This window comes from Streptomyces krungchingensis (assembly GCF_054729265.1).
Genome location: NZ_JBPUKY010000001.1, coordinates 3,091,408 through 3,115,143, shown reverse-complemented (window position 1 = coordinate 3,115,143; position 23,736 = coordinate 3,091,408). Strand labels below are relative to the sequence as shown.

Genomic DNA, 23,736 nt, shown 5'->3' with positions numbered 1-23,736 from the left:
ATCCCCGGGCGATCATGCAGGCGATGACTCGGGGGAGCAGAGGTTGGCCGGCACGCGTGGACGCTGGACGAGCGAGCGGCTGTCGGCGAGGTCGGTCCTGCAACCCAAGCAGGTGGCGAAGGCGCTGTTCCACCCGGCGTGGATCCCGGAGTCCCTCGACCCGTCCGTGGAACGGCTCAAGCGCGTACGCGTCATCGCGGGAGCGATCGCCGCGTTCGGCGTGTACACCTTCGTGCAGGGCAGGTTCGACTTCACGGAAGTGCTGGAGAACATGCTCACGGCGTCCGCCGTGCTGCTGTTCATCACGCCTCTGACCGTGGGCGTGATGCTCTTCGTATGGCGGCGCACGGGGACCGTGCGGCAGCTCAGGACCCCCTTGGTCAACTCGCTCAAGCTGCTGCTGTTCTTCATCGGCACGGTGGTCCTCACGGTCTTCCTGTGGCAGCTGTCCACCTCGCTCGGCATGGCCGCGCTGCTCGTGGTCGGTCTGTCGGCCATGTGGCTGACCGGCGTCGTGGCCTACGGCGCGGTGCAGGTGTCGGGGAATTTCTTCGGCTCCGCCGCCGTGCACCGCTGTCTGCCGCCGCTGCTGGCCACGGTGACGACCTGGCTGATGGCCATCCCCGACCTGGTCACCGGTGATCTGCACGGGCTCGGCTTCACGATGGGCATCGTCTTCATCCTGGGCGCGCCGGTGACGGTGACGGCCATCGCGGCGCTGGAGATGAGCCGGCTGCGCCGCCGGTACGGGATCCGGCTGGGCGCGCATCCCGCGACGCTGCCGACGCCGCGCCCCGCGCAGCCGCCCGCGTACCCACCGCCCGGCGGGTTCGCACCGCCGCCCGGCCGGCCGTACGCCCCGCACCCGCCGCAGGGGTCCCCGTACGTCCCGTTCCCGCCCCAGGGACACCCGTACGCGCCGAACCCGCAGGGCAACCCCTACGCGCCGAGGACGCCGCAGAACCCGTACCCGTATCCCTACGGTCCGGGAGCGTCCGGGTCCTGACCGCGCTCAGGCCACCGCGCTCAGCGTGTCCGCCGGCCGCCTGCGGGCGGCGCGGGCGGCGGGCAGGGCGGCGACGGCCGCGGCGCCCAGCACGGCGGCCACGCCGAACAGCACCAGCAGGACGGGGGACGGCCCCCGGGCGATGCCGGCGCCGATGCCGCTCGATCTGCCCTGGGCGTCGATCAGCCAGTGCGCGAGAGGCAGCCCCAGCGCCGTGCCGACGACGACGGCGGCCAGTGCGGTGCATCCGGTGGCCGTCACCGTCACCGCGGTGATCTGCCGCGGGGTCAGCCCGATCGCCTTCAGCGCCAGCAGGTCCCGCTCGCCCTCGCGCACGGTCCCGCCGATGGCGGTGAGCAGTTCGATGAGGCCGATCAGTGCCAGTACGGCGATCAGCCCCGCGACGACCGCGCGCAGTGGCGACAGCCCGTCGGCGGGGTTCGTCACCGCGTGCACGTCGATGTGCCCGTGCCCGGACGCGGTCAGAGCGGCGGCGACACGGTGCTGGTCGGCGCCCTGGCGCAGCTGGAGCAGATAGAGGCTCGGCCGCAGCTCCGGGTCGTTCTCGCGCAGCGAGTCCAGTGAGGTGGAGATGACCCGTCCGCTGTTCTCCGGCTCGATGCTGCGCCCCACGATGTGCAGGATCTGCGGGCGGTCACCCACCATCATCCGGATCCAGACACCGACCTTCACGTCCAGCAGGTCCAGCAGCCCCTGGCCCGCCACGGCCTCGTCGGGGCCGCTCGGGAGGCGCCCCTCCGCGAGGGAGAACGGGTAGGGGTGCTCGTGCGTGCCGAGCCCGCGCAGCGCGATCGTGCCCGTCTGGCCGGGCGCCAGTGCGGCCACCTCGATGCCCGGGTGGACGGCGGTGACCTGCGGATTGCGGGCCAGCAGGGCCCGGACACCGGGCTCGCCCAGACTGTCGTCGGCCCGCACGGTGAGACCGGCGGCGAGACCGATCTGCTCGGGCTCGCTGTGGAAACGGTCCATGGTGGTCCAGGCGCTCATGGCCACCACGATGAGCAGCAGCGGCAGCGCCAGCCGGGCGACGGTGGCCAGCGAGCGGAGCCGCCGGGTGAACGCCTTGTGCCAGCCCAGGACCAGGGCCGACGGCAGCCGCAGCCCGAGCGCCCCGCGTGCCAGGCCCGAGAGCGGCCCGCCGAGCGGTGCCGCGGCACGCAGCCCCGGAACCGGCGGCACCCGGCCTGCCCGCCATGCCGCGAGCCCGGTCGTCGCGGCGATGAACAGCACCGCGGCGACCGGCACCGCGAACAGCGCCGCCGTGTACCCCGGCAGTCCCTGCCACACGCCGACCGCATCCCCGAGTCGCCCGGGGATCCGGCTGCCGAGGCCCTCGGTGAGCGCCGCCGCGAGCACGGCGCCCAGCAGGGCGAACGCCACGTGCTGGAGCAGGAAGATCCGCACCACCTGGCCGGGGGTGAACCCGATGGCCTTCAGGACCGATATGTCCCGGAGGTGGCCGCGCACCCGGGTGCCGATCGCGCCGTGCACGGCGAGACCGGCGGCGACCAGGGCGCCCAGCCCGAACAGGCCGAGGACCTGGCCGAGCAGCCGGTTGTCGCCCTGCGCCTCGGCCCGCGCCTGCTGCCAGGCGGAGACCTCGGTGACCGCTCCGGCGCCGAGCAGGGTGACGGCACGCTGTACGGCGTAGTCCGTGTCCCCGGGATCGGCCAGCCGCAGCCCGGTCACCTGCCCGCCGGTGGCGCGCGGCAGCGCCGAGGGGAGCGCCCAGACGAGACCCGGTCGTTCCCCGGGGCTGTAGCTGGGCTCGGCACTGTCGGCGACGCCCCGGACGGTCAGGGTCCGCGAGGTGCCGGGCAGGGTGAGGATGTCGCCGGGCTCCGCCCACAGCGCCCGGGCGAGGCTGCTCTCCAGCACCACGCCGTCCGGCGCGCCGACGTCGAGCCAGCGGCCCGCGGTGAGCAGCGGCCGGCCGATGGCGGGAGGCTCGACGGTGCCGCGCAGCTCCACGGAGGCACGGGTGCCGCGCGACTCCAGGGTGGCGCCGGCCGTCGGATAGGGGCCCGCGACGGACGTGACGCCGTCCACCTCCGCGAGTCTGCGCGGGTCGGCGGAGGGACCGGTGTGGATCCACACGTGCGCGCCCTGCGACTGGCTGAAGACGCGCTGCCACGGGTTGGTCGCGTACCCGAAGAGGGCGGCGGCCAGCAGCAGGGAGGCGACGATGCCGGCGGTGGCGAGGACGATGAACAGCGCCTCGCCGCGATGTGTGCGCAGATCGGCGTGAGCCCAGCGCAGAGTGGCCCGCACGACGGCTCAGTCCTTCAGTTCCAGCACGCCGGATATGCCCGGCGCACGCGAGGGAGTGCCGCCGAGCTCCGCGTCGTCGGCGATACGGCCGTCGAAGAAACTGATCACCCGGTCCGCGGCGCTCGCGAGGCGGGCGTCATGGGTGACGAGCACGATGGTCTGGCCCCGCTGGTGGAAGCGGGACAGCAGCCGGGTCACCTCGCGGGTGCCCTTGCTGTCGAGGCTGCCGGCCGGTTCGTCGGCGAGCAGCAGCGGCGGATGGTTGACCAGGGCGCGGGCGAGTGCCACACGCTGCTGCTCGCCGCCGGACAGCTCGCCCGGCATGCTGCGTTCCTTGTCCTTCAGGCCCAGCTCGTCCAGCAGCAGCTCGCGTTCGGCGCGGGCCTGACGGGGGGAGACCCCGGCGAGCAGGGCGGGCAGTTCCACGTTGTCGGCGACCGACAGGTTGGAGACGAGGTTGAAGAACTGGAAGACGATGCCGATGCGGCGTCGGCGCTCCACGGCCCAGCGGGCCTCGCCGTACCCGTCGGTGCACTCGCCGTCCAGCCAGATGCTGCCGGCGTCCGGGCGCTGGAGCCCGCCGAGCAGATGCAGCAGGGTCGACTTCCCGGCGCCGGACGGGCCGGTGACCGCCACGAACTCGCCCTTGCGCACGGCGAGGTCCACACCGCGTACGGCATGGGCGGGGGCACCCTCGCCGTAGTGCGTCTTGGCCAGGCCCTCGGCCCGCAGCAGCGGAACCGGGTCGCTCGTGGCGTGCGGCCCGGGAACGGGATCGGCGGCGTTCATTCCAGCTCCTCCTGGCAGCGCTCCAGCCAGTCGAGGTCGGCCTGCAGATGCAGCATGGCCCCCTCGATGAGCAACTGGGAGATGCGGTTGTCCCGGTTCTCGGCCGCGGCGAGCTTCGACAGATTGCGCATGGTGTTCAGGTACTGGCGCCGCTGCTTGTTGATCAGGGCGATCTGGTCGGCGAGACCGGTCTGCGGTGCGAGCGCGAGCTTCATGAAGAACTCGTCCCGGACGCGCGGCTCGTCCGCCGTCTCCTCGTACCAGGCGCGCAGCGCCTCACGCCCGGCGTCGGTGAGGTGATAGATCTTCTTGTTCGGCCGGCTCGACTGCTCGACTTCCTCGCCCTCGATCAGGCCCGACTTCTCCAGGCGGCCGAGAGTCACATAGACCTGGCCGACGTTCGGCTGAGGGTACGCGGAGCCCAGCAGTTGCTCAAGGTCCTGCTTGAGCTCATAGCCGTGCGCCGGGCCACGCGCCAGCAGGGCCAGGAGGGGCAGCCGCACTCGTGCTCTCCTCCTCGGATCCTTGTAATGTGCCGCAGGCCCTAGTATCGCCCATACCTAACAGGTATACATGGCCTCTGACTCCGGGCGAAGGCGCCCGGCGCCGGTGTACAGGGAGGAACCTATGCGGTGGATGCATGCCGCCGGTAGGGGCCTCCTGGTCATGGCTGTCGTGCTGACCGGTTACGTCGCCTCCGGGGCGCGGGCCGCCGAAGGGCGCGGCACGGGGCGCGGCCCGCTCACCCTGGCCACCGCGGGGGACCTCACCGGCTATCTGGGGCCGCTGCTCGACGGCTGGAACCGTACCCACCCCGGTGAGAAGGTCACCCTCGTCGAGCTGCCGGACTCCGCGGACGAGACCCACGCGCAGATGACCACCGACCTGCGCGGCGGCGACCGCAGCCGCTTCGACGTCCTCAACATCGACGTCAACTGGACCTCCGAGTTCGCGGCGGCGGGCTGGATCCGGCCGCTGCCGCGCGACCGCTTCCCGCTGAAGACCTTCCTGGACCCGGTGACCGACACGGCCACCTACGACGGGCAGTTGTACGCCGTCCCGTACGTCACGAACGCCGGGCTGCTCCTGTACCGCAAGGACGTGCTGGCCAAGGAGGGCGTCCCGCCGCCGCGCACCTGGGCCGAACTGGAGCGGGACGCGAGGACCATCGCGCCGAAGTACGGGCTGGACGGCTACGCGGGCCAGTTCCTGCCCTACGAGGGCCTCACCGTCAACGCGGCCGAGGCGGTGTACTCGGCGGGCGGCACGATCCTCGGCGACGAGGGCACCCGGGTCACGGTGAACTCCGACGCGGCCCGCGAGGGCATCGGCTTCCTCGCCCGCGGGGTGCGCGAGGGCTGGATCCCGCAGCGGGCGCTGATGTACAAGGAGGAGGAGTCCAAGCAGGCCTTCCAGGACGGCCGGCTGCTCTTCCTGCGGAACTGGCCCTACGCGTACGTCGCCGCCTCGGCCAAGGGTTCCGAGGTGGCCGGCAAGGTCGGTGCCGTACCGCTGCCCGGACCGGACGGTCCCGGCAGGAGTGTCCTCGGCGGGTCCAACCTGGCCGTCAACACCCATGCCCGGCATCCCGACTCGGCCGCGCGGCTGATCGCGTACCTGACCGGTGAGCGCGTCCAGCGCCAGGTCCTGACCCGCGGCGCGCTGCCGCCCGTCCGCGCCTCGCTCTACGACGACCCCGAACTGATCCGGCGCTTCCCCTATCTGCCGACGCTGCGCGCCGCCGTGGAGACGGCCTCCCCGCGCCCCAAGAGCCCGCACTACGACCAGGTCAGCCTGGTGGTGCAGGCCGTCGTGCACGACGCGCTGACCGGGCACCAGACCCCCGAGAGCGCGGTGCGCCGGCTGGCGCGAGAGCTGGCCGCCATCTCCCAGCGCTAGTTACTTGTTAAGTAACGCCAAGGTCTCAACCTGTCTCCGGATGCCCGAATAAGTCCGCATATTCGGGGCCAACTTCTCAGTAGCTTCCGCCTCTTCGTTGACACCCGCGCGACACGCCTACTTAACATGCATGCATAACCGTAGGCACGCACAGACAGGTCAACGGGTGACGCTCAACACGCACCGCTGGTGGCGCGACGCAGTGATCTACCAGGTGTACGTCCGGAGCTTCCTGGACAGCACCGGGGACGGCATAGGCGATCTCGCCGGGGTCCGGGCCGGACTTCCCTACCTGAAGAAGCTCGGGGTCGACGGCATCTGGCTGAGCCCCTTCTACCCCTCGCCGCAGCACGACCACGGCTACGACGTCGCCGACTACTGCGACGTGGACCCGCTGTTCGGCGACCTCGCCGAGTTCGACCTGCTGATGACGGACGCCCGGCGGCTCGGCGTCAAGGTCCTCCTCGACATCGTCCCCAACCACTGCTCCAGCGACCACCCGTGGTTCCGGGAGGCGCTGGACGCCGGGACCGGCAGCCGAGCGCGCGCCCGCTTCCACTTCGCCGAGGGCCGCGGACCGGACGGAGTCGAACCGCCCAACAACTGGCACGCCATGTTCGGCGGCCCCGCCTGGACCCGGACCACCGGGCCGGACGGCACCCCGGGCCAGTGGTACCTGCACATGTTCACGCCCGAACAGCCCGACCTGAACTGGCGCAACCCCGAGGTCGGCGCCCACTTCGAGCATGTCCTGCGGTTCTGGCTCGACCGGGGAGTCGACGGGTTCCGCATCGACGTCGCCGCCGGTCTCTTCAAGCACCCCGACCTGCCCGACTCGCCCGACCCCGAGGCCGACGCGCGGACCCGCGACTCGGTCAACCCGCTCGCCTGGAACCAGCCCGAGGTGCACGACGTCTGGCGCCACTGGCGGTCGGTGTGCGAGGAGTACACCGCCCGCGACGGCCACGAGCGGCTGCTCGTCGGCGAGGTCTCCGTACCGACCGCCCGCGAGCACGCCGAGTACGTGCGCCACGACGAGCTGCACCAGGCCTTCTTCTTCGACCTGCTCAGCGCCCCCTGGAACGCCGACGCCTTCCGCAAGGTCGTCTCCGAGGCCATGCAGGACATCGCCGGCACCGGTTCCACGGTCACCTGGGTGCTCAACAACCACGACCAGGTCCGCACGGTCACCCGCTACGGCGAACCCACCACCGAGGGGAGCGGCCTGGGCGCCGCCCGGGCCCGCGCCGCCGCGCTGCTGATGCTGGCCCTGCCCGGAGCCGCGTACATCTACCAGGGCGAGGAACTCGGGCTCCCCGAGGTCGTCGACCTGCCGGACGACGTGCTCACCGATCCGATCTACCGCCGCACCGGGAGCCGCGCCCGCATCCGCGACGGCTGCCGTGTGCCCCTGCCCTGGTCGGGCGCCGCCTCGCCCTTCGGCTTCACCTCCGGTGTCGAGGGCGCCAAGCCGTGGCTGCCGCAGCCCGCCTACTTCGCCGAGTACGCCACCGACCGCGCCCTCGCCGACACCCGCTCCTTCTGGCACCTCTACCGCGACGGGCTCCAACTGCGCGCCGGGTTGCCCCAGTTGGGCGAGGGCACGCTGCGCTGGCTGGAGACGCCGCCCGGCGTCCTCGGCTTCGTCCGCGGCGACGGCCTCGTCTGCGCCGTCAACTTCGGTACGGCACCCACCTCCGCGCCGGTCTCCGGCACCCCCCTGCTGTCCAGCGGCCCCTGCGCGCCCGGCGTCCTGCCCGGCTCGACGGCCGCCTGGTGGATCAGCGACTGCACCAACCCCTGAGTCGCCTGCTCTTTGCACGCACGTCAATCCTCCTGCCCTCGAAGGGACATCAACGATGATGCGACGACGTACGACCCTGCTCGCGAGCTGCACCACCCTCGCCCTGGCCCTCGGCGCGACCGCCTGCGGCGGCGGCCCCGTCTCCGCGGGCGGCGGCAAGTCGCTGAGCGGACAGACGATCTCCGTGGCCGGTGTCTGGTCCGGCAGCGAACAGAAGAACTTCCAGAAGGTCCTCGACGCCTTCACCGAGAAGACCGGCGCCAAGACCCAGTTCACCTCCACCGGCGACAACGTCTCCACCGTCGTCGGCAGCAAGATCGAGGGCGGCAACGCCCCGGACGTGGTCATGGTCCCGCAGGTCGGCGTGCTCCAGCAGTTCGCGAAGAAGGGCTGGCTCAGGCCGCTGTCCCAGAAGACCGAGCAGGCCGTGGACGCCAACTACGCGAGCGTGTGGAAGAACTACGGCAGCGTCGACGGCACCCTGTACGGGCTGTACTTCAAGGCCGCCCACAAGTCGACCGTCTGGTACAGCCCCGACGCCCTCGACCAGGCCGGCGTCAAGCCGCCGACGACGTACGACGCGATGCTGAAGGCCGGGCACACCGTCTCCGAGTCGGGTCTCGCGGCCTTCTCCGTCGCGGGACAGGACGGCTGGACCCTCACCGACTGGTTCGAGAACATCTATCTCTCGCAGGCCGGACCCGAGAAGTACGACGCGCTGGCCGCGCACAAGATCAAGTGGACCGACCCGACCGTCGTCGAGGCGCTCACCACCCTCGGCAAGCTGTTCAAGGACAAGCAGCTCATAGCCGGTGGCCAGAAGGAGGCGCTGAACACCGACTTCCCCGGCTCCGTGGAGAAGGTCTTCGGACCCAAGCCCGCGGCGGGCATGGTGTACGAGGGCGACTTCGTGGCCGGCGTCGCGAAGGACCAGTTCGGCAAGAAGATCGGCGAGGACGCCGACTTCTTCCCCTTCCCCGCGGTCGGCGGCGGCAAGGCGCCCGTGGTCAGCGGCGGCGACGCGGCCGTCGTGCTCAAGGACGGCAAGAACCAGAAGGCCGCCCAGCAGTTCCTGGAGTACCTGGCGACCCCCGAGGCGTCCGCCGTCTGGGCCGAGGCGGGCGGCTTCCTCTCCCCGAACAAGAAGCTCGACCTCGCCTCCTACGGCGACGACGTCACCCGTGAGACCGCCAAGTCGCTGGTCGCCGCGGGGGATTCGGTCCGCTTCGACATGTCCGACCAGGCCCCCGCCGCGTTCGGCGGCACCAAGGGCACGGGTGAGTGGAAGATCCTCCAGGACTTCCTGCGCGACCCGTCCGACCCCAAGGGCACCGCGGCCGCTCTGGAGAGCGCGGCGGCCAAGGCGTACCAGGGCTGATCGACGTGACCGCCACGCTCCTGAAAGAGGCAAGCCCCCCGCCCGTCGGCATGGCCGACCGCAGGCGCCGGGCCCGCCGCCGCGGCCGGATCATCGCGATCGCGTTCGTCTTCCCGGCGCTGCTCCTGCTCGGTGCCCTGGTCGTCTACCCGGTGCTGTTCTCCGTGGGGCGCAGCTTCTTCGACGCCTCGGGCACCCGGTTCGTGGGCGGCGACAACTACAGCGCGATGTTCCACGACCCCGCCACGATCAAGGCCATCCGCAACACCACCATCTGGGTGGTCGTGGCGCCGGCGCTGCTGACGGCCCTGGGCCTGATCCTCGCCGTGCTGGTCGAGAAGGTCCGCTGGGCCACGGCCTTCAAGCTGCTGCTCTTCATGCCGATGGCGGTCTCCTTCCTCGCCGCGGGCATCATCTTCCGGCTCGCCTACGACGAGGACCCCGACAAGGGCGTCCTGAATGCGGCTGTCGTCTCCGTGCACGACGCCTTCAAGGGCACCTCGTCCTACCCGACCGCCCGTGCCCGCGACGGCCAGGGCCTGACCAAGGGGGCCGACGGCTCCTACCGCACCGCCGCCGCGTCGCCCGGTCACGCGGTCGACCTCGGGCTGGTCGGTGTCCTCGCCGACGACCTTCCCGGGGACGCACGGCCCGCCTACCCGGCGGCCGTGCGGAAGGCCGCTCCGGACGAACTGCGCGGCGTCGTCTACCTGGACTTCACGCGCGGCGGGGGAGGGGAGCAGGGCAAGGTCGACAAGAAGGAGAGCGGGCTGCCCGGCATCGAGGTCGAGGCCGTGCGCGACGGGAGGACGGTCGCGAGCACCACCACGGCGGCCGACGGCTCCTTCCGCTTCGGCGGCCTGGACTCCGGCTCGTACGCCCTGCGGCTGCCGGCGTCGAACTTCGCCCCGCCGTACGACGGGATCTCCTGGCTCGGGCCCGCGCTCGTCACCCCCGCCATCATCGGCGCCTACCTGTGGATCTGGACCGGATTCGCCATGGTGCTGATCGGGGCGGGCCTCGCCTCGCTGCCGCGCGACGCGCTGGAGGCGGCGCGGATGGACGGCGCGAACGAGTGGCAGGTCTTCCGCCGGATCACCGTGCCGCTCCTCGGGCCCGTCCTCACCGTGGTCTTCGTGACCCTCGTGATCAACGTGATGAAGGTCTTCGACCTCGTCTACATCATCGCGCCGGGCCCGGTGCAGGAGGACGCCACCGTGCTCGCGACCCAGATGTGGCTGGTGTCCTTCGGCGGGGGCAACGACCAAGGGCTGGGCAGCGCGCTCGGAGTGCTGCTCCTGCTCCTCGTCATCCCCGCCATGGTCTTCAACGTCCGCCGCTTCCGAGGGAGTCAACGATGAACGCGCTCAGGCGAGGGCTCGGCAACAGCCTGGTGCAGGCGTTCCTCGTGGTGGTGGGGCTGATCTGGCTCACCCCGCTCGCCGGGCTGTTCCTGTCCTCGCTGCGATCCGCCCAGGACACCGCGAAGGGCGGCTGGTGGACCGCGCTGGCCGAACCGGGCCGGCTGTCCTTCGACAACTACTCGGCGCTGCTGGGCAACGCGGGCATGACGCAGGCCTTCTGGAACACGGTACTGATCTCGGTCCCTGCCACGTTCCTCGTCGTCGTCATCGCCGCACTCGCCGGATACGCCTTCGCCTGGCTGGAGTTCCCCGGCCGGGAGCCGCTCTTCCTGCTCGTGGTGGCCCTGCTGGTGGTGCCGGTGCAGATCGGCCTGCTGCCGGTGGCCAAACTCTTCGGTGAGCTGGGGCTGTTCGGCACGATCCCCGGAGTCGTCCTCTTCCACGTCTCCTACGGGCTGCCGTTCGCCATCTTCCTGCTGCGGAACTACTTCGCCGAGATGCCGCGGGAGATGCTGGAGGCGGCGCGCATGGACGGCGGCACCGAGTGGCGCATCTTCACGCGGCTCGTCCTGCCGGTCGGCCGCCCGGCGATCGCCAGCCTGGCGATCTTCCAGTTCCTGTGGGTGTGGAACGACATGCTCGTCGCGCTGCTCTTCGCCGACAGCTCCTCGCAACCACTGACCGTGGAACTCCAGTCCCAGATACGGCAGTTCGGCAGCAACATCGATGTGCTCGCGCCCGGCGCGTTCCTGTCGCTGGTGGTGCCGGTGATCGTGTTCTTCGCCTTCCAGCGGCACTTCGTGCAGGGGGTGATGGCCGGGTCGGTCAAGTGACCCGGTCGCGGGTCACTCGGCCGGTGGGGCGGCGGAGGGGGATGAACCCCTCCGCCGCCCCCGTGTCATGCCGAAGCCGGCGGGTACAGCGAGCGCGGCAGCTGCGAGGCGGCCGCCGCGTCCAGGAGCCACAGCGTGCGGGAGCGGCCGTGAGCCCCGGCGGCCGGGGCCTGGATCTCACCCGCTCCCGACAGCGCGATGGCGGCGGCCTGCGCCTTGTCCTCGCCGGCGGCCAGCAGCCACACCTCGCGCGCGGACCTGATCGCGGGCAGGGTCAGCGAGATCCGGGTCGGCGGCGGCTTGGGTGCACCGTGCACGCCGACCACCGTCCGCTCCGTCTCCCGCACCGCGGGCAGCTCCGGGAAGAGCGAGGCCACATGGGTGTCCGGCCCGACGCCCAGCATGAGGACGTCGAACGTCGGCACCGCACCGTGGTTCTCCGGTCCCGCGGCCTTGGCGAGCTCGGCGGCGTACGCCTCCGCAGCCGCGTCCGCGTCGGCGCCGTACGGGCCGTCCGACGTGGGCATCGGATGCACCCGGGCCGGGTCCAGCGGCACCGAGTCGAGGAGCGCCGCACGGGCCTGGGTGTCGTTGCGGTCCGGGTCGCCCTCGGGCAGGAACCGCTCGTCTCCCCACCACAGGTCGATACGTCCCCAGTCGACGGCGTCCCGGGCGGGCGCGGCGGCGAGCGCCGCGAGCAGCCCGTTGCCGTTGCGGCCGCCCGTGAGCACCACCGACGCGTAACCGCGGGAGGCCTGCGCGTCCACCACCTTGGTGATCAGCCGGGCCGCGGCGGCCTGGGCCATCAGCTCCTTGTCGCGGTGCACGACGAGCTGGGGAGTACTCACTCGGCCGCCGCCTTCCTCGCCGGGACCCTCTTGGCGGTGGCCTTCTTCGCCGCGGCCGAGCCGCTCCTCCCGGCGGGGGCCTTGGCCGCGGGCGACTTGGCGGCGGGCGCCTTCGTGGTGGTCCCGGCCGGGGCGGGGACCCCCTCGTCGGCCGCGCCGTCCACGTTCAGCCGGTCCACCCCGTAGCGGAGCGCCGAGGCGTACGTGTCGTCCGGGTCGAGACGGCGCAGCTCCTCCGCGATCAGCTCGGAGGTGTCGCGGCGCTTGAGCGCCACGGCACGGTCGGGCTGCCCGTGGATGGACAGGGTCGCCAGGGTGCCGTCGGCGCGGTCCAGGACGATCGGGCCACAGCTCGTGCCCAGCCGGACACCGGTGAGGCCGGGACCGGAGGACACGGAGCGCGTGACGGGCACGTCGAGGCGGTTCGCCAGCCACATGGCGAGCAGCTCGCAGCTCGGGTTGAACTCCTCGCCCTCCACCTCCACGGCCTCCACCTCGCAGGAGACCTGGTCCAGGGCCGCGGCCAGCATCGAACGCCAGGGCGTGATGCGGGTCCACGACAGGTCCGTGTCACCGGGGGTGTACGCGTCGGCGCGGGCGCTCAGCTCCCGTACCGGTGACTCGGCCGCGTAGGTGTCCGTCACCCGGCGTTGGCCGAGCGCGCCCAGCGGGTCCTTGGCCGGGTCCAGCGGCGCGTTCACCGGCCACCACACGACGACCGGCGCGTCCGGCAGCAGCAGCGGCAGGACCACGGAGTCGGCGTGGTCGGCGACCTCGCCGTACAGGCGCAGCACCACCGTCTCACCGGTGCCCGCCTCCGCCCCGAGCCGCACCTCGGCGTCGAGCCGTGACTTGGTGCGGTCGCGGGGGGAGCGCGAGACCCGCTTGATGACGACCAGGGTGCGCGAGGGGTGCTCGCGCGAGGCGTCGTTCGCTGCCTTCAGGGCGTCGTAGGCGTTCTCCTCGTCGGTGACGATGACGAGGGTGAGCACCATGCCGACGGCCGGTGTGCCGATGGCACGGCGGCCCTGCACCAGCGCCTTGTTGATCTTGCTGGCCGTGGTGTCCGTGAGGTCGGTCTTCATGGGCGACGCCAGCTCCGTCCGTCTCGCTCGAGCATGTCGTCGGCCTCGACGGGCCCCCAGGTGCCCGCCGGGTACTGCGCGGGCTTGCCGTGCCGGTCCCAGTACTCCTCGATCGGGTCGAGGATCTTCCAGGACAGCTCGACCTCCTCGGTGCGCGGGAAGAGGTTCGAGTCGCCGAGCAGCACGTCCAGGATCAGCCGCTCGTACGCCTCCGGGCTCGACTCCGTGAACGACTCGCCGTAGGCGAAGTCCATGGACACGTCCCGGATCTCCATCGAGGTGCCGGGGACCTTCGAGCCGAAGCGGACCGTGACGCCCTCGTCCGGCTGGACGCGGATGACGATCGCGTTCTGCCCGAGCTCCTCGGTGGCCGTGGTGTCGAAGGGGGAGTGCGGGGCGCGCTGGAAGACGACCGCGATCTCGGTGACGCGACGGCCCAGACGCTTGCCGGTGCGCAGATAGAAGGGGACGCCCGCCCAGCGGCGGTTGTCCACGCCCAGCTTGACCGCCGCGTACGTGTCGGTCTTCGACTTGGCGTCGATGCCGTCTTCCTGGAGGTAGCCGGTGACCTTCTCGCCGCCCTGCCAGCCGGCCGCGTACTGCCCGCGCACGGTGTGCTTGCCCAGGTCCTTGGGCAGCCGGACCGCGCCGAGGACCTTGGTCTTCTCCGCGGCCAGCGCGTCCGCGTCGAAGGAGGCGGGCTCCTCCATGGCGGTCAGCGCCATCAGCTGGAGCAGATGGTTCTGGATGACGTCACGGGCCGCGCCGATGCCGTCGTAGTAGCCGGCCCGGCCGCCGATGCCGATGTCCTCGGCCATCGTGATCTGCACATGGTCCACGAAGGACCGGTTCCAGATCGGCTCGAACATCGTGTTGGCGAACCGCAGGGCCAGGATGTTCTGGACCGTCTCCTTGCCCAGGTAGTGGTCGATACGGAAGACCTGGTCCGAGGCGAAGACCTCGTGGACGACCTTGTTGAGCTCCTCGGCCGACTTGAGGTCGTGGCCGAAGGGCTTCTCGATGACCGCGCGGCGCCAGGAACCGTTCTCCTGGTCGGCGAGCCGGTGCTTCTTCAGCTGCTGGATCACCACGGGGAACGACTTCGGCGGCACCGACAGGTAGAAGGCGAAGTTGCCGCCCGTGCCCTGTGCCTTGTCGAGCTCCTCGATCGTGGAGCGCAGCCGTTCGAAGGCGTCGTCGTCGTCGAAGGTGCCCTGCACGAAGCGCATGCCCTGGACCAGCTGCTGCCAGACCTCCTCGCGGAAGGGCGTGCGGGCGTGCTCCTTGACGGCGTCGTGGACCTCCTGGGCGAAGTCCTCGTTGGCCCACTCGCGGCGTGCGAAGCCGACGAGCGAGAAGCCCGGCGGCAGCAGACCCCGGTTGGCGAGGTCGTACACCGCGGGCATCAGCTTTTTACGTGACAAATCGCCCGTGACGCCGAAGATGACCAGGCCCGACGGCCCCGCGATACGCGGGAGCCGTCGGTCTGCGGGGTCACGCAGCGGATTGCTGCTCGACAAGATTTCAGCCCTCCGACGGGGCGAGGCGCTCAAGCTCCGCCTCGGTCGACTTGAGCAGGTCGTTCCAGGACGCCTCGAACTTCTCGACGCCCTCGTCCTCCAGGAGCTGGACCACTTCGTCGTACGAGATCCCGAGCTTCTCGACCGCGTCGAGTTCGGCGCGGGCCTGCTCGTACGTACCGGCGATCGCGTTGCCCCTGATCTGCCCGTGGTCCTCGGTGGCCAGCAGAGTGGCCTCCGGCATGGTGTTCACCGTGTTCGGCGCCACCAGCTCGTCCACGTACAGAGTGTCCTTGTACGCCTTGTCCTTGACACCGGTGGAGGCCCACAGCGGACGCTGCTTGTTGGCCTGCGCCTTGTCCAGGGCCGCCCAGCGGTCGGAGGAGAAGACCTCCTCGTACGCCTCGTAGGCGAGCCGCGCGTTGGCGACGCCGGCCTTGCCGCGGGCGGCCTTGGCCTCGTCGGTGCCCAGCGCGTCGATGCGCTTGTCGATCTCGGTGTCCACGCGGGACACGAAGAAGGACGCCACGGAGTGGATCTTCGACAGGTCCAGACCCCGCTCGCGGGCCTTCTCCAGACCGGCGATGTAGGCGTCCATCACCTCGCGGTAGCGCTCCAGCGAGAAGATCAGCGTGACGTTGACGCTGATGCCGAGGCCGATCGTCTCGGTGATCGCCGGGAGGCCCGCCCTGGTGGCCGGGATCTTGATCAGGGTGTTGGGACGGTCCACCAGCCAGGCCAGCTGCTTGGCCTCGGCGACGGTCGCCTTCGTGTTGTGCGCCAGACGCGGGTCGACCTCGATCGACACCCGGCCGTCCTGGCCGCCGGTCGCGTCGAAGACCGGGCGCAGGATGTCGGCGGCGTCACGGACGTCCGCCGTCGTGATCATGCGGATGGCTTCTTCGACGGTCACCTTGCGGGCGGCGAGGTCCGCGAGCTGCTGCTCGTAACCGTCACCGCTGCTGATCGCCTTCTGGAAGATCGACGGGTTGGTGGTGACGCCGACGACGTGCTGCTGGTCGATCAGCTCCGCGAGATTGCCGGACGTGATCCGCTTGCGCGACAGGTCGTCCAGCCAGATCGCGACGCCTTCCTCGGAGAGGCGCTTGAGTGCGTCTGTCATGGAAATTGCATCTCCTACGTGTCGTATTTCAGCGTCAGCGCTGGGCTGCGGCGATCGATTCCTGTGCGGCGGCGGCGACGTTCTCGGCAGTGAATCCGTATTCGCGGAAGAGCACCTTGCCGTCGGCCGAAGCGCCGAAGTGCTCCAGCGAAACAATGCGGCCGGCGTCCCCGACGAAGCGGTGCCACGTCAGACCGATACCCGCCTCGATCGCGACCCGCGCCTTCACCGACGGCGGCAGGACGCTGTCCCGGTACCCCTGGTCCTGCTCGTCGAACCACTCCACCGACGGCATGGACACGACCCGCGTCGGGACGCCCGCGGCCTGGAGCTGCTCGCGCGCCTCCACCGCGACGTGCACCTCGGAACCGGTGGCGATCAGGATGACCTCGGGAGCGCCGCCCTCGGCCTCGAACAGCACGTAACCGCCCTTGGCGGCACCCTCGTTCGGCTCGTACGTCGGCACGCCCTGGCGGGTCAGCACCAGGCCGTGCGGGGCGCCCTTGCCGAACACCTTCGTGTAGCGCTTGAGGATCTCGCGCCACGCGATCGCGGTCTCGTTCGCGTCGGCGGGACGGACGACGTTCAGACCCGGGATGGCGCGCAGCGAGGCGATGTGCTCGACCGGCTGGTGGGTCGGGCCGTCCTCGCCCAGACCGATCGAGTCGTGCGTCCACACGTACGTGACCGGCAGGTGCATCAGCGCGGAGAGGCGCACCGAGTTGCGCATGTAGTCCGAGAAGGTGAGGAACGTACCGCCGTACACACGGGTATTGCCGTGCAGCGTGATTCCGTTCATCTCCGCGGCCATCGAATGCTCACGAATACCGAAGTGGATCGTGCGGCCGTACGGGTTCGCCTCCGGCAGCGGATTGTCCGCCGGCAGGAACGACGACGTCTTGTCGATGGTCGTGTTGTTCGAGCCGGCCAGGTCGGCGGAGCCGCCCCACAGCTCGGGGATGACGGCACCGAGCGCCTGGAGGACCTTGCCGGACGCGGCACGCGTGGCCAGGCCCTTGCCCGCCTCGAAGAGCGGGAGCTTCTCCTCCCAGCCCGTCGGCAGCTCGGCCGCGGAGATGCGGTCGAACTCGGCCGCGCGCTCCGGGCTGGCGGTACGCCAGGCGGCGAAGCCCTTCTCCCACTCGGCCTTGGCCTCACGGCCCCGGTCGAGCGCCCCGCGCGTGTGGGCGAGGACCTGCTCGGAGACGTCGAACGACTTCTCCGGGTCGAAGCCCAGGACGCGCTTGGTGGCCGCGACCTCGTCGGCGCCGAGCGCCGAGCCGTGCGCGGCCTCGGTGTTCTGCGCGTTCGGGGCGGGCCAGGCGATGATCGAGCGCATCGCGATGAACGACGGCTTGTCGGTCACCTTCTTCGCGGCCTCGATGGCGTTGTAGATCGCGTGCGGGTCCAGGTCGCCGTCCGGCTTCGGGGCCACGCGCTGCACGTGCCAGCCGTACGCCTCGTACCGCTTGACCGTGTCCTCGGAGACCGCGGTCTCCGTGTCGCCCTCGATCGAGATGTGGTTGTCGTCCCACAGCAGGATCAGGTTGCCGAGCTCCTGGTGGCCGGCCATCGAGGACGCCTCGGCGGAGATGCCTTCCTGGAGGCAGCCGTCACCGGCGATGCAGTAGATGAAGTGGTCGAAGGGCGACTCGCCCTGCGCGGCGTCCGGGTCGAACAGACCGCGCTCGTAACGGGAGGCCATCGCCATGCCCACGGCGTTGGCGACACCCTGGCCGAGCGGGCCGGTCGTCGTCTCGACGCCCTTCGTGTGCCCGTACTCCGGGTGGCCGGGGGTCTTGGAGCCCCAGGTGCGGAACGACTCCAGGTCCTCCAGCTCGAGGCCGAAGCCGGCCAGGTAGAGCTGCGTGTAGAGCGTCAGGGACGAGTGGCCCGCGGACAGCACGAACCGGTCTCGCCCGACCCACTCGGGGTCCGCGGGGTCGTGTCGCATCACCTTCTGGAAGAGGGTGTACGCGGCCGGAGCCAGGCTCATCGCCGTACCGGGATGGCCGTTGCCGACCTTCTGTACGGCATCGGCGGCCAGGACGCGGGCGGTGTCCACGGCCCGCTGGTCCAGCTCGGTCCAGTCCAGGTCTGTGGTGGTCGGCTTGGTGCTCACCCTGGGTCAGGGCTCCTCTCCACATGTCACGCATGTCGAATACCGGTGCACTGGGCGCCCACCGGCGTTGTCGAGCCTACCCCCGTAAGTACGTGCGTTTTTTCGAGTCATTCCAGACTGCCGGGACTCTTCGGGATCCGCCTCCCGACTGGGCCGATCCGTGTCCGGCAACTGAATACGGAGCCGCTCGTCCGAGTGCTCAATCGAGTGCCGCTCGGCTCTTCCAGCGGCGCCGCCCAACACGACCCCACCCCCGCGAATGTCGGGGTCTGGGCAACGTCTACAGTGGCGTGGTACGCGCGAGCCTTTACCGGGACTTCACACGGGGAGGCTTGCTGGGATGTCTCTGTCAGGGGTGTGCGTGACGGCCGTCGAATCCCGTCCAGCGGGTGTGGGCACCTCCCGCGCCCTCGAGGCCGCGGGGGAGCTCGAGTCCAGCAGCAGCCGGGGCCGGCAGCCGTTCGGGGCCCGCGTGAAAGCGTTCGTGGCGCTGACCAAGCCGCGCATCATCGAACTGCTGCTGATCACCACCGTTCCGGTGATGTTCTTGGCCCAGCAGGGTGTGCCCGATCTGAAGCTGGTGCTTCTCACCTGCCTCGGCGGTTATCTGTCCGCGGGCGGCGCCAACGCGCTGAACATGTACATCGACCGTGACATCGACGCCCTGATGGAGCGCACCTCGCAGCGCCCGCTGGTCACCGGCATGGTGAGCCCGCGCGAGTGTCTCGCCTTCGGAGTCACGCTGGCGGTCGTCTCGACCCTGCTGTTCGGCCTCACCGTCAACTGGCTGTCGGCGTGGCTGTCGCTCGGCGCGCTCCTCTTCTACGTCGTCGTCTACACGATGATCCTCAAGCGCCGTACGTCGCAGAACATCGTGTGGGGCGGCATCGCGGGCTGTCTGCCGGTGCTCATCGGCTGGTCGTCCGTCACGAACTCCATGTCGTGGGCGCCGGTCATCCTCTTCCTCGTCATGTTCTTCTGGACGCCGCCGCACTACTGGCCGCTGTCCATGAAGGTCAAGGAGGACTACGCGCGCGTGGGCGTGCCCATGCTGCCGGTCGTCGCCAGCAACAAGGTGGTCGCCCGCCAGATCGTCCTCTACAGCTGGGTGATGGTCGTGGTCTCCCTGCTGCTCACCCCGCTCGGCTACACCGGCTGGTTCTACACCGCGGTGGCCCTCGCGGCCGGCGGGTTCTGGCTGTGGGAGGCGCACGGTCTGCAGAACCGTGCCAAGGCCGAGGTGACGGGCGCGAAGCTCAAGGAGATGCGCCTGTTCCACTGGTCCATCACCTACGTCTCGATCCTCTTCGTCGCCGTCGCGGTCGACCCCTTCCTGCGCTGATTCCCCACTGACGACACACCACGGGTGGGGTGCGTGGCCAAAGCCACGCACCCCACCCGTCGCCGTTCGATCTACCCGTCGGTAGCATCCTGGCCATGGCAGACACGCAGCAGGTTGACGAGAGCAACGGCGCCGTCCAGGACGCCAAGGCCGAGCGCAAGGCGGCCAAGCTCGCCCAGCGGATCTCCGCGTTCTCCAAGGAGCACGGCGGGGCCGAGGGACAGGTCGCGTACATCGGGCAGAAGGGCGCCCGGATCGTCCTCGTCGGCGAGGACGGCGACTGGGGCGACCTCGTGGCACCCACCTACGCCATCGCCGAGCAGGCCGTGCAGAAGGCCGGGATCACCGTCCACGAGGAGTTCGACGGGGAGTTCGCCGCCAAGGTGAGGACCGGCCGGTACGAGTGGACGCGGATGGCGGGCATCCAGGTCGGCGGACCGAGCAACGGCTGACAACCGTCGACCGTTCGTACGGGGTGTGCGAGAGCAACACCTGACACCCGGTTCACCCGTTAGGACCTGAGAAGCCACGGTCCAGTCGCGGGAGTCCGGATGATCGAAACGCCGTCCCTCGTGGACCAGTACTGCCACGGCGTACTGAGGACGGAGCTGGGCCTCGGCACGTTCGAGGCCCACCTTGCCCGGACCGAGGGGCCGCCGGCCCCCGGCACCACCTTCTTCGACACCCAGACGGGCTTCGCCGTACGCCGCTGGTGTCCACCCCTGCTGGGCCTGGAACCGCACTGCCCGCCGGCCCGCTATCTCGCGCGGCGGCGCGAGCTCGGCGTTCTGGAGTCGGGCCGCAGACTGCTGCGCGGCAGCGGCATCACGACCTATCTCGTGGACACCGGACTGCCCGGCGACCTCACCGGACCCGGTGAGATGGCCTCCGCGGGCGCCGCCCGGGCACACGAGATCGTCCGGCTGGAGCTGCTCGCCGAGCAGGTCGCCGACACCTCCGGCACCGTCGAGTCCTTTCTCGCCAATCTCGCCGAGTCCGTGCACGGGGCCGCCGGGAACGCGGTGGCCTTCACCTCCGTGGCCGGAGTGCGGCACGGTCTGTCGCTCGCACCGGAACCGCCCGGCCCCGGGGAGGTGCGGGGCGCCGCGGGACGCTGGCTGGCCGGCCGCCGCGTGGGCGGGACGCTCAGCGATCCGGTGCTGCTGCGCCATCTGCTGTGGATCGCGGTCGCCTCGGGCCTGCCCCTGCAACTCCACGCCGGCCTCGGCGAACCGGGCCTGCGCATCGACCGTACGGACCCGGTCCTGCTCACGGACTTCGTGCGCGCCACGGCCGGCCTGGGCACCGATCTCGTCCTGCTGCACGGCTACCCGTACCACCGGCACGCGGCCCATCTCGCGGGTGTCTTCCCGCACGTGTACGCGGACCTCGGCGCCGCCCTGGTCCGTACCGGGGCGCGGGCGGCGGCCGTCCTGTCCGAGATCCTGGAGCTGGCACCCTTCGGCAAGCTCCTGTTCTCCAGCGGCGCGCACGGTCTGCCCGAGCTGCACGTGGTGGGTGCCCGGCTGTTCCGTGACGCGCTGGCGCGGGTGTTCGGCACCTGGGTCGCCGAGGGCGCGTGGTCGCCGGCCGACGCGCAGCGGGTGGCCGGCCTGATCGCCGCGGGCAACGCGCAGCGGGTCTACGGGGTCGAATAGCGCCACGCCCTTTCACCGGCCGGTGCGGGCACTCCAGACTGTGCGGATGACCGACGACGCCGCCACCACCCGGTTACTGGACCGCTTCCGCACCGATCTGCGCCCCTTCGCCCCGGTCGCCCTCTGGGCGCACGGCTCGCTGGCCGGGGGCGACTACCAGGAAGGGCACAGCGACCTCGACCTGATCGCGGTCCTGGAAGGGCCCGTCACGCTGCGCACGCTGCGCGGACTGACCCGGCTGCACCGGCGTCTGCGCACCGCCGAACCGCTGGCCGTGAAGCTGCACTGCAGCTATCTGACCCCCGGCAGCACGGCCGGCGCGGGACTGCCGCACGTCACCTGGGCGCACAACGGTCTGATGAGGCGGCCGGTCACCCCGGTCACGCGCCGCGAACTCCAGGCGTTCGGGCTCGTCCTGCACGGTGAGCCGCCCGAGAAACTGCTGTCGCCCGTGCCGGACGCGGAGCTGCGTGCCTTCGTCGTGCGCGACCAGAAGGAGTTCTGGCGGCCCGCGCTCGACAAGGCCCGGCGGTGGGAGCAGGACGTGTGGGTCGACCTCGGCATGGTCACCTTCGCGCGGGCGACGGTCACGCTGGAGGACGGGCGTCTGATCTCCAAGCGCGAGGCCCTGGAGCTGCTGCCGGATCTCGGCGCGCCCGGCGTCGTCGTCGACGACATCCGGCGGCGGCGCTACGGCGACCCGGCGCCGCACGACGACGGGTGGGCGGCACGGCGGGCCGGCCTGACGCGGAGCTTTCTGGGCCCGGCGATCGACGGTCTGGTGGCCGCGTACGAGCCCGTCACGCGGGGCTGACGGCCCGCCGACGAGGGCCCGCGGCCCACGTGCGCGTGGGCCGCGGCGCGGGGCTCACGCGCGGGTGAGCGCCGACTCCGCCGAGGGGCCGGGCAGGTCGGCGACGACGTCCGGGCGTTCGCGCAGCGAGAGCAGGACGCGCAGCACCGCGATCCAGACCAGGCAGGACCCGAGCATGTGGAGGCCCACCAGCGCCTCGGGCAGGTCCGTGAAGTACTGGACGTAGCCGATGACGCCCTGGGCGAGCAGCACGAGGAACAGATCGCGGGTCCGGTGCAGCGGGCCCTTGGGGGCGTCGACCGCCTTGAGCACGAACCACAGGGCGAAGGTGAGCGTCACCACGATCCAGGCCAGCACGGCGTGCAGCTTGGCCACGTTCTCCCAGCCGACGTGCATGCGGTCGACCTCGCTCGAGTCACCGGCGTGCGGGCCCGCACCGGTGACGACCGTGCCGACCGCGATCAGCAGGACCGCGGCGGCGACCAGGAACCACACGAGCTGCTGCACCGACTTGCCGACGAGCGGACGCGCCTCGGCGTCGCCCTCGCGGGTGCGCTGCCACATGAGGGCCGCGACGGTGATGAGCGCGGTGGAGAGCAGGAAGTGGGCGGCGACCGTGTACGGGTTGAGGCCGACCAGCACGACGATGCCGCCGAGGATCGCGTTGCTCATGACGATCCAGAACTGGGCCCAGCCGAGCCGGGTGAGGCTGCGCCGCCACGGCTTCTGCGAGCGGGCGGCGATGATCGCCCAGCCGACGGCCGCGCACAGCACGTACGTCAGCATGCGGTTGCCGAACTCGATCGCGCCGTGGAAGCCCATCGCGCTCGTGGCGGTGAGCGAGTCGTCGGTGCACTTCGGCCAGGTCGGGCAGCCGAGGCCGGAGCCGGTGAGCCGTACGGCGCCACCGGTGACCACGATGACGACCGCCATCACGAGCGCGGCGAGGGCCGCGCGCCGGACGGTCCGGGACGTCGGGGTCCAGCGTCCGGCGATGAAGGCGAGAGGGTTGCGCACCGCGCTGATCGCGTCGGCTCGGGTCACGTTTGGCACGCACACCATCGTAGGGGGCCGCTTGTGCACGTCTTCACGAGGGCCCCGCACCCGGGCATATCGCTACTCCCAGCGGAAGAACCGGCCCGCCGCGGCGAGGCCCACGACGGCCCACCCGGCGAGGATGCCGAGGTCGCCCCACGGCATGCCGGCCCCGTGCTGGAGCACGTCGCGCAGCCCGTCGGAGAGCGCGGAGATCGGCAGCAGGCCGAGGACGTCCTGGGCGCCGGACGGGAACTTGTCGAGCGGTACGACGACCCCGCCGCCGACCAGCAGGAGCAGGAAGACGAGGTTGGCGGCGGCCAGCGTGGCCTCCGCCTTCAGCGTGCCGGCCATGAGCAGGCCGAGCCCGGAGAAGGCGGCCGTGCCCAGCACGAGCAGGAGCAGCACGGCGAGCGGGTTGCCGTGTGGCGACCAGCCCAGCGCGAAGGCGATCACCGTGAGCAGCACGACCTGGAGGACCTCGGTGACCAGGACCGACACGGTCTTCGCGGCCATCAGGCCCCAGCGGGGGAGCGGGGAGGAGGCGAGCCGCTTGAGGACGCCGTAGCGCCGCTCGAAGCCGGTGGCGATGGCCTGCCCGGTGAACGCGGTCGACATCACGGCGAGGGCGAGGATGCCCGGCGCGAGGAAGTCGACCGCCTCGCCCTTGCCGGTGTCGACGACGTCGACCGAGCTGAACAGCACCAGCAGGAGCGTCGGGATGACGACGGTGAGCAGGAGCTGCTCGCCGTTGCGGAGCAGCATCTTCGTCTCCAGCGCCGCCTGCGTGCCGATCATGCGGGGCAGGGGTGCGGCGCCGGGTT

20 protein-coding genes are annotated in these 23,736 nt (G+C 71.1%); 10 read left to right on the top strand and 10 right to left on the bottom strand.

Features of this window, described 5'->3' with window-relative positions; all coding sequences use genetic code 11:
* The first annotated feature begins 43 nt into the window (after positions 1 to 43).
* The gene (locus tag ACSYGO_RS13920) at positions 44 to 1,006 is read left to right on the top strand and encodes a hypothetical protein (RefSeq protein ID WP_460386787.1); all 963 of its coding nucleotides are present in this window, start codon (positions 44 to 46) and stop codon (positions 1,004 to 1,006) included.
* Positions 1,007 to 1,012: 6 nt separating this feature from the next.
* Here the strand turns inward: ACSYGO_RS13920 and ACSYGO_RS13915 are convergent, their stop codons facing one another.
* The 3 genes from ACSYGO_RS13915 to ACSYGO_RS13905 are packed head-to-tail and all read right to left on the bottom strand — an operon-like array spanning position 1,013 to position 4,590.
* The gene (locus tag ACSYGO_RS13915; protein WP_426676064.1) at positions 1,013 to 3,298 is read right to left on the bottom strand and encodes an ABC transporter permease; all 2,286 of its coding nucleotides are present in this window, start codon (positions 3,296 to 3,298) and stop codon (positions 1,013 to 1,015) included.
* 6 nt (positions 3,299 to 3,304) lie between these two features.
* Positions 3,305 to 4,087: an ABC transporter ATP-binding protein gene (locus ACSYGO_RS13910; protein WP_426676065.1), complete on the bottom strand. Its 783-nt coding sequence runs from the start codon at positions 4,085 to 4,087 to the stop codon at positions 3,305 to 3,307.
* Positions 4,084 to 4,590: a PadR family transcriptional regulator gene (locus ACSYGO_RS13905; protein ID WP_028803429.1), complete on the bottom strand. Its 507-nt coding sequence runs from the start codon at positions 4,588 to 4,590 to the stop codon at positions 4,084 to 4,086. Before ACSYGO_RS13905 ends, ACSYGO_RS13910 begins: the two co-directional genes overlap by 4 nt.
* A 124-nt stretch (positions 4,591 to 4,714) precedes the next feature.
* Between ACSYGO_RS13905 and ACSYGO_RS13900 the strand changes: the two genes are divergently transcribed.
* The 5 genes from ACSYGO_RS13900 to ACSYGO_RS13880 all read left to right on the top strand — a co-directional run bounded on the left by ACSYGO_RS13900 (position 4,715) and on the right by ACSYGO_RS13880 (position 11,365).
* On the top strand, positions 4,715 to 5,986 hold the full coding sequence (locus tag ACSYGO_RS13900; protein WP_460386786.1) for an ABC transporter substrate-binding protein: 1,272 nt from the start codon (positions 4,715 to 4,717) through the stop codon (positions 5,984 to 5,986).
* Positions 5,987 to 6,116: 130 nt separating this feature from the next.
* Positions 6,117 to 7,790 carry a glycoside hydrolase family 13 protein gene (locus ACSYGO_RS13895; protein ID WP_460386785.1) on the top strand — a complete coding sequence of 558 codons (1,674 nt, stop codon included), beginning with the start codon at positions 6,117 to 6,119 and terminating at the stop codon, positions 7,788 to 7,790.
* A 55-nt stretch (positions 7,791 to 7,845) separates the two neighbouring features.
* Positions 7,846 to 9,168: an ABC transporter substrate-binding protein gene (locus tag ACSYGO_RS13890; protein WP_432177107.1), complete on the top strand. Its 1,323-nt coding sequence runs from the start codon at positions 7,846 to 7,848 to the stop codon at positions 9,166 to 9,168.
* 5 nt (positions 9,169 to 9,173) lie between these two features.
* Positions 9,174 to 10,529 carry an ABC transporter permease gene (locus tag ACSYGO_RS13885; RefSeq protein WP_435229680.1) on the top strand — a complete coding sequence of 452 codons (1,356 nt, stop codon included), beginning with the start codon at positions 9,174 to 9,176 and terminating at the stop codon, positions 10,527 to 10,529.
* A complete protein-coding gene (locus ACSYGO_RS13880) occupies positions 10,526 to 11,365 on the top strand; it encodes a carbohydrate ABC transporter permease (RefSeq protein ID WP_426676070.1) in 840 nt (279 codons plus the stop codon). Before ACSYGO_RS13885 ends, ACSYGO_RS13880 begins: the two co-directional genes overlap by 4 nt.
* A 65-nt stretch (positions 11,366 to 11,430) precedes the next feature.
* Here ACSYGO_RS13880 and pgl read toward each other — a convergent pair whose 3' ends face one another.
* The 5 genes from pgl to tkt are packed head-to-tail and all read right to left on the bottom strand — an operon-like array spanning position 11,431 to position 18,063.
* Positions 11,431 to 12,213, bottom strand: coding sequence for a 6-phosphogluconolactonase (gene pgl / locus ACSYGO_RS13875; protein ID WP_028803423.1), 783 nt, complete (start codon positions 12,211 to 12,213; stop codon positions 11,431 to 11,433).
* The gene (gene opcA / locus ACSYGO_RS13870; protein ID WP_460386784.1) at positions 12,210 to 13,298 is read right to left on the bottom strand and encodes a glucose-6-phosphate dehydrogenase assembly protein OpcA; all 1,089 of its coding nucleotides are present in this window, start codon (positions 13,296 to 13,298) and stop codon (positions 12,210 to 12,212) included. The genes pgl and opcA overlap by 4 nt, the downstream gene beginning before the upstream one ends.
* On the bottom strand, positions 13,295 to 14,821 hold the full coding sequence (gene zwf / locus ACSYGO_RS13865) for a glucose-6-phosphate dehydrogenase (protein WP_426676211.1): 1,527 nt from the start codon (positions 14,819 to 14,821) through the stop codon (positions 13,295 to 13,297). The genes opcA and zwf overlap by 4 nt, the downstream gene beginning before the upstream one ends.
* A 1-nt stretch (position 14,822) precedes the next feature.
* The gene (gene tal / locus ACSYGO_RS13860) at positions 14,823 to 15,941 is read right to left on the bottom strand and encodes a transaldolase (protein WP_426676072.1); all 1,119 of its coding nucleotides are present in this window, start codon (positions 15,939 to 15,941) and stop codon (positions 14,823 to 14,825) included.
* 34 nt (positions 15,942 to 15,975) lie between these two features.
* The gene (gene tkt / locus ACSYGO_RS13855; RefSeq protein ID WP_460386782.1) at positions 15,976 to 18,063 is read right to left on the bottom strand and encodes a transketolase; all 2,088 of its coding nucleotides are present in this window, start codon (positions 18,061 to 18,063) and stop codon (positions 15,976 to 15,978) included.
* A 355-nt stretch (positions 18,064 to 18,418) separates the two neighbouring features.
* Between tkt and ACSYGO_RS13850 the strand changes: the two genes are divergently transcribed.
* The 4 genes from ACSYGO_RS13850 to ACSYGO_RS13835 all read left to right on the top strand — a co-directional run bounded on the left by ACSYGO_RS13850 (position 18,419) and on the right by ACSYGO_RS13835 (position 21,877).
* The gene (locus ACSYGO_RS13850) at positions 18,419 to 19,405 is read left to right on the top strand and encodes a heme o synthase (protein ID WP_426676212.1); all 987 of its coding nucleotides are present in this window, start codon (positions 18,419 to 18,421) and stop codon (positions 19,403 to 19,405) included.
* Between the two features lie 95 nt (positions 19,406 to 19,500).
* On the top strand, positions 19,501 to 19,857 hold the full coding sequence (locus ACSYGO_RS13845; protein WP_426676074.1) for a hypothetical protein: 357 nt from the start codon (positions 19,501 to 19,503) through the stop codon (positions 19,855 to 19,857).
* A 99-nt stretch (positions 19,858 to 19,956) separates the two neighbouring features.
* Positions 19,957 to 21,063, top strand: coding sequence for an amidohydrolase family protein (locus ACSYGO_RS13840; protein WP_432189377.1), 1,107 nt, complete (start codon positions 19,957 to 19,959; stop codon positions 21,061 to 21,063).
* A 46-nt stretch (positions 21,064 to 21,109) separates the two neighbouring features.
* Positions 21,110 to 21,877: a nucleotidyltransferase domain-containing protein gene (locus ACSYGO_RS13835; protein WP_460386781.1), complete on the top strand. Its 768-nt coding sequence runs from the start codon at positions 21,110 to 21,112 to the stop codon at positions 21,875 to 21,877.
* A 54-nt stretch (positions 21,878 to 21,931) separates the two neighbouring features.
* On the opposite strand, the gene ACSYGO_RS13830 is transcribed toward ACSYGO_RS13835, so the two are convergent.
* Positions 21,932 to 22,939 (bottom strand): COX15/CtaA family protein, encoded by a 1,008-nt coding sequence (locus ACSYGO_RS13830; RefSeq protein ID WP_426676077.1) that lies wholly within the window; start codon positions 22,937 to 22,939, stop codon positions 21,932 to 21,934.
* Positions 22,940 to 22,993: 54 nt separating this feature from the next.
* Entirely contained in the window at positions 22,994 to 23,710 is a 717-nt protein-coding gene (locus tag ACSYGO_RS13825; protein ID WP_257004661.1) for an ABC transporter permease, read from the bottom strand.
* Between the last annotated feature and the right edge of the window lie 26 nt (positions 23,711 to 23,736).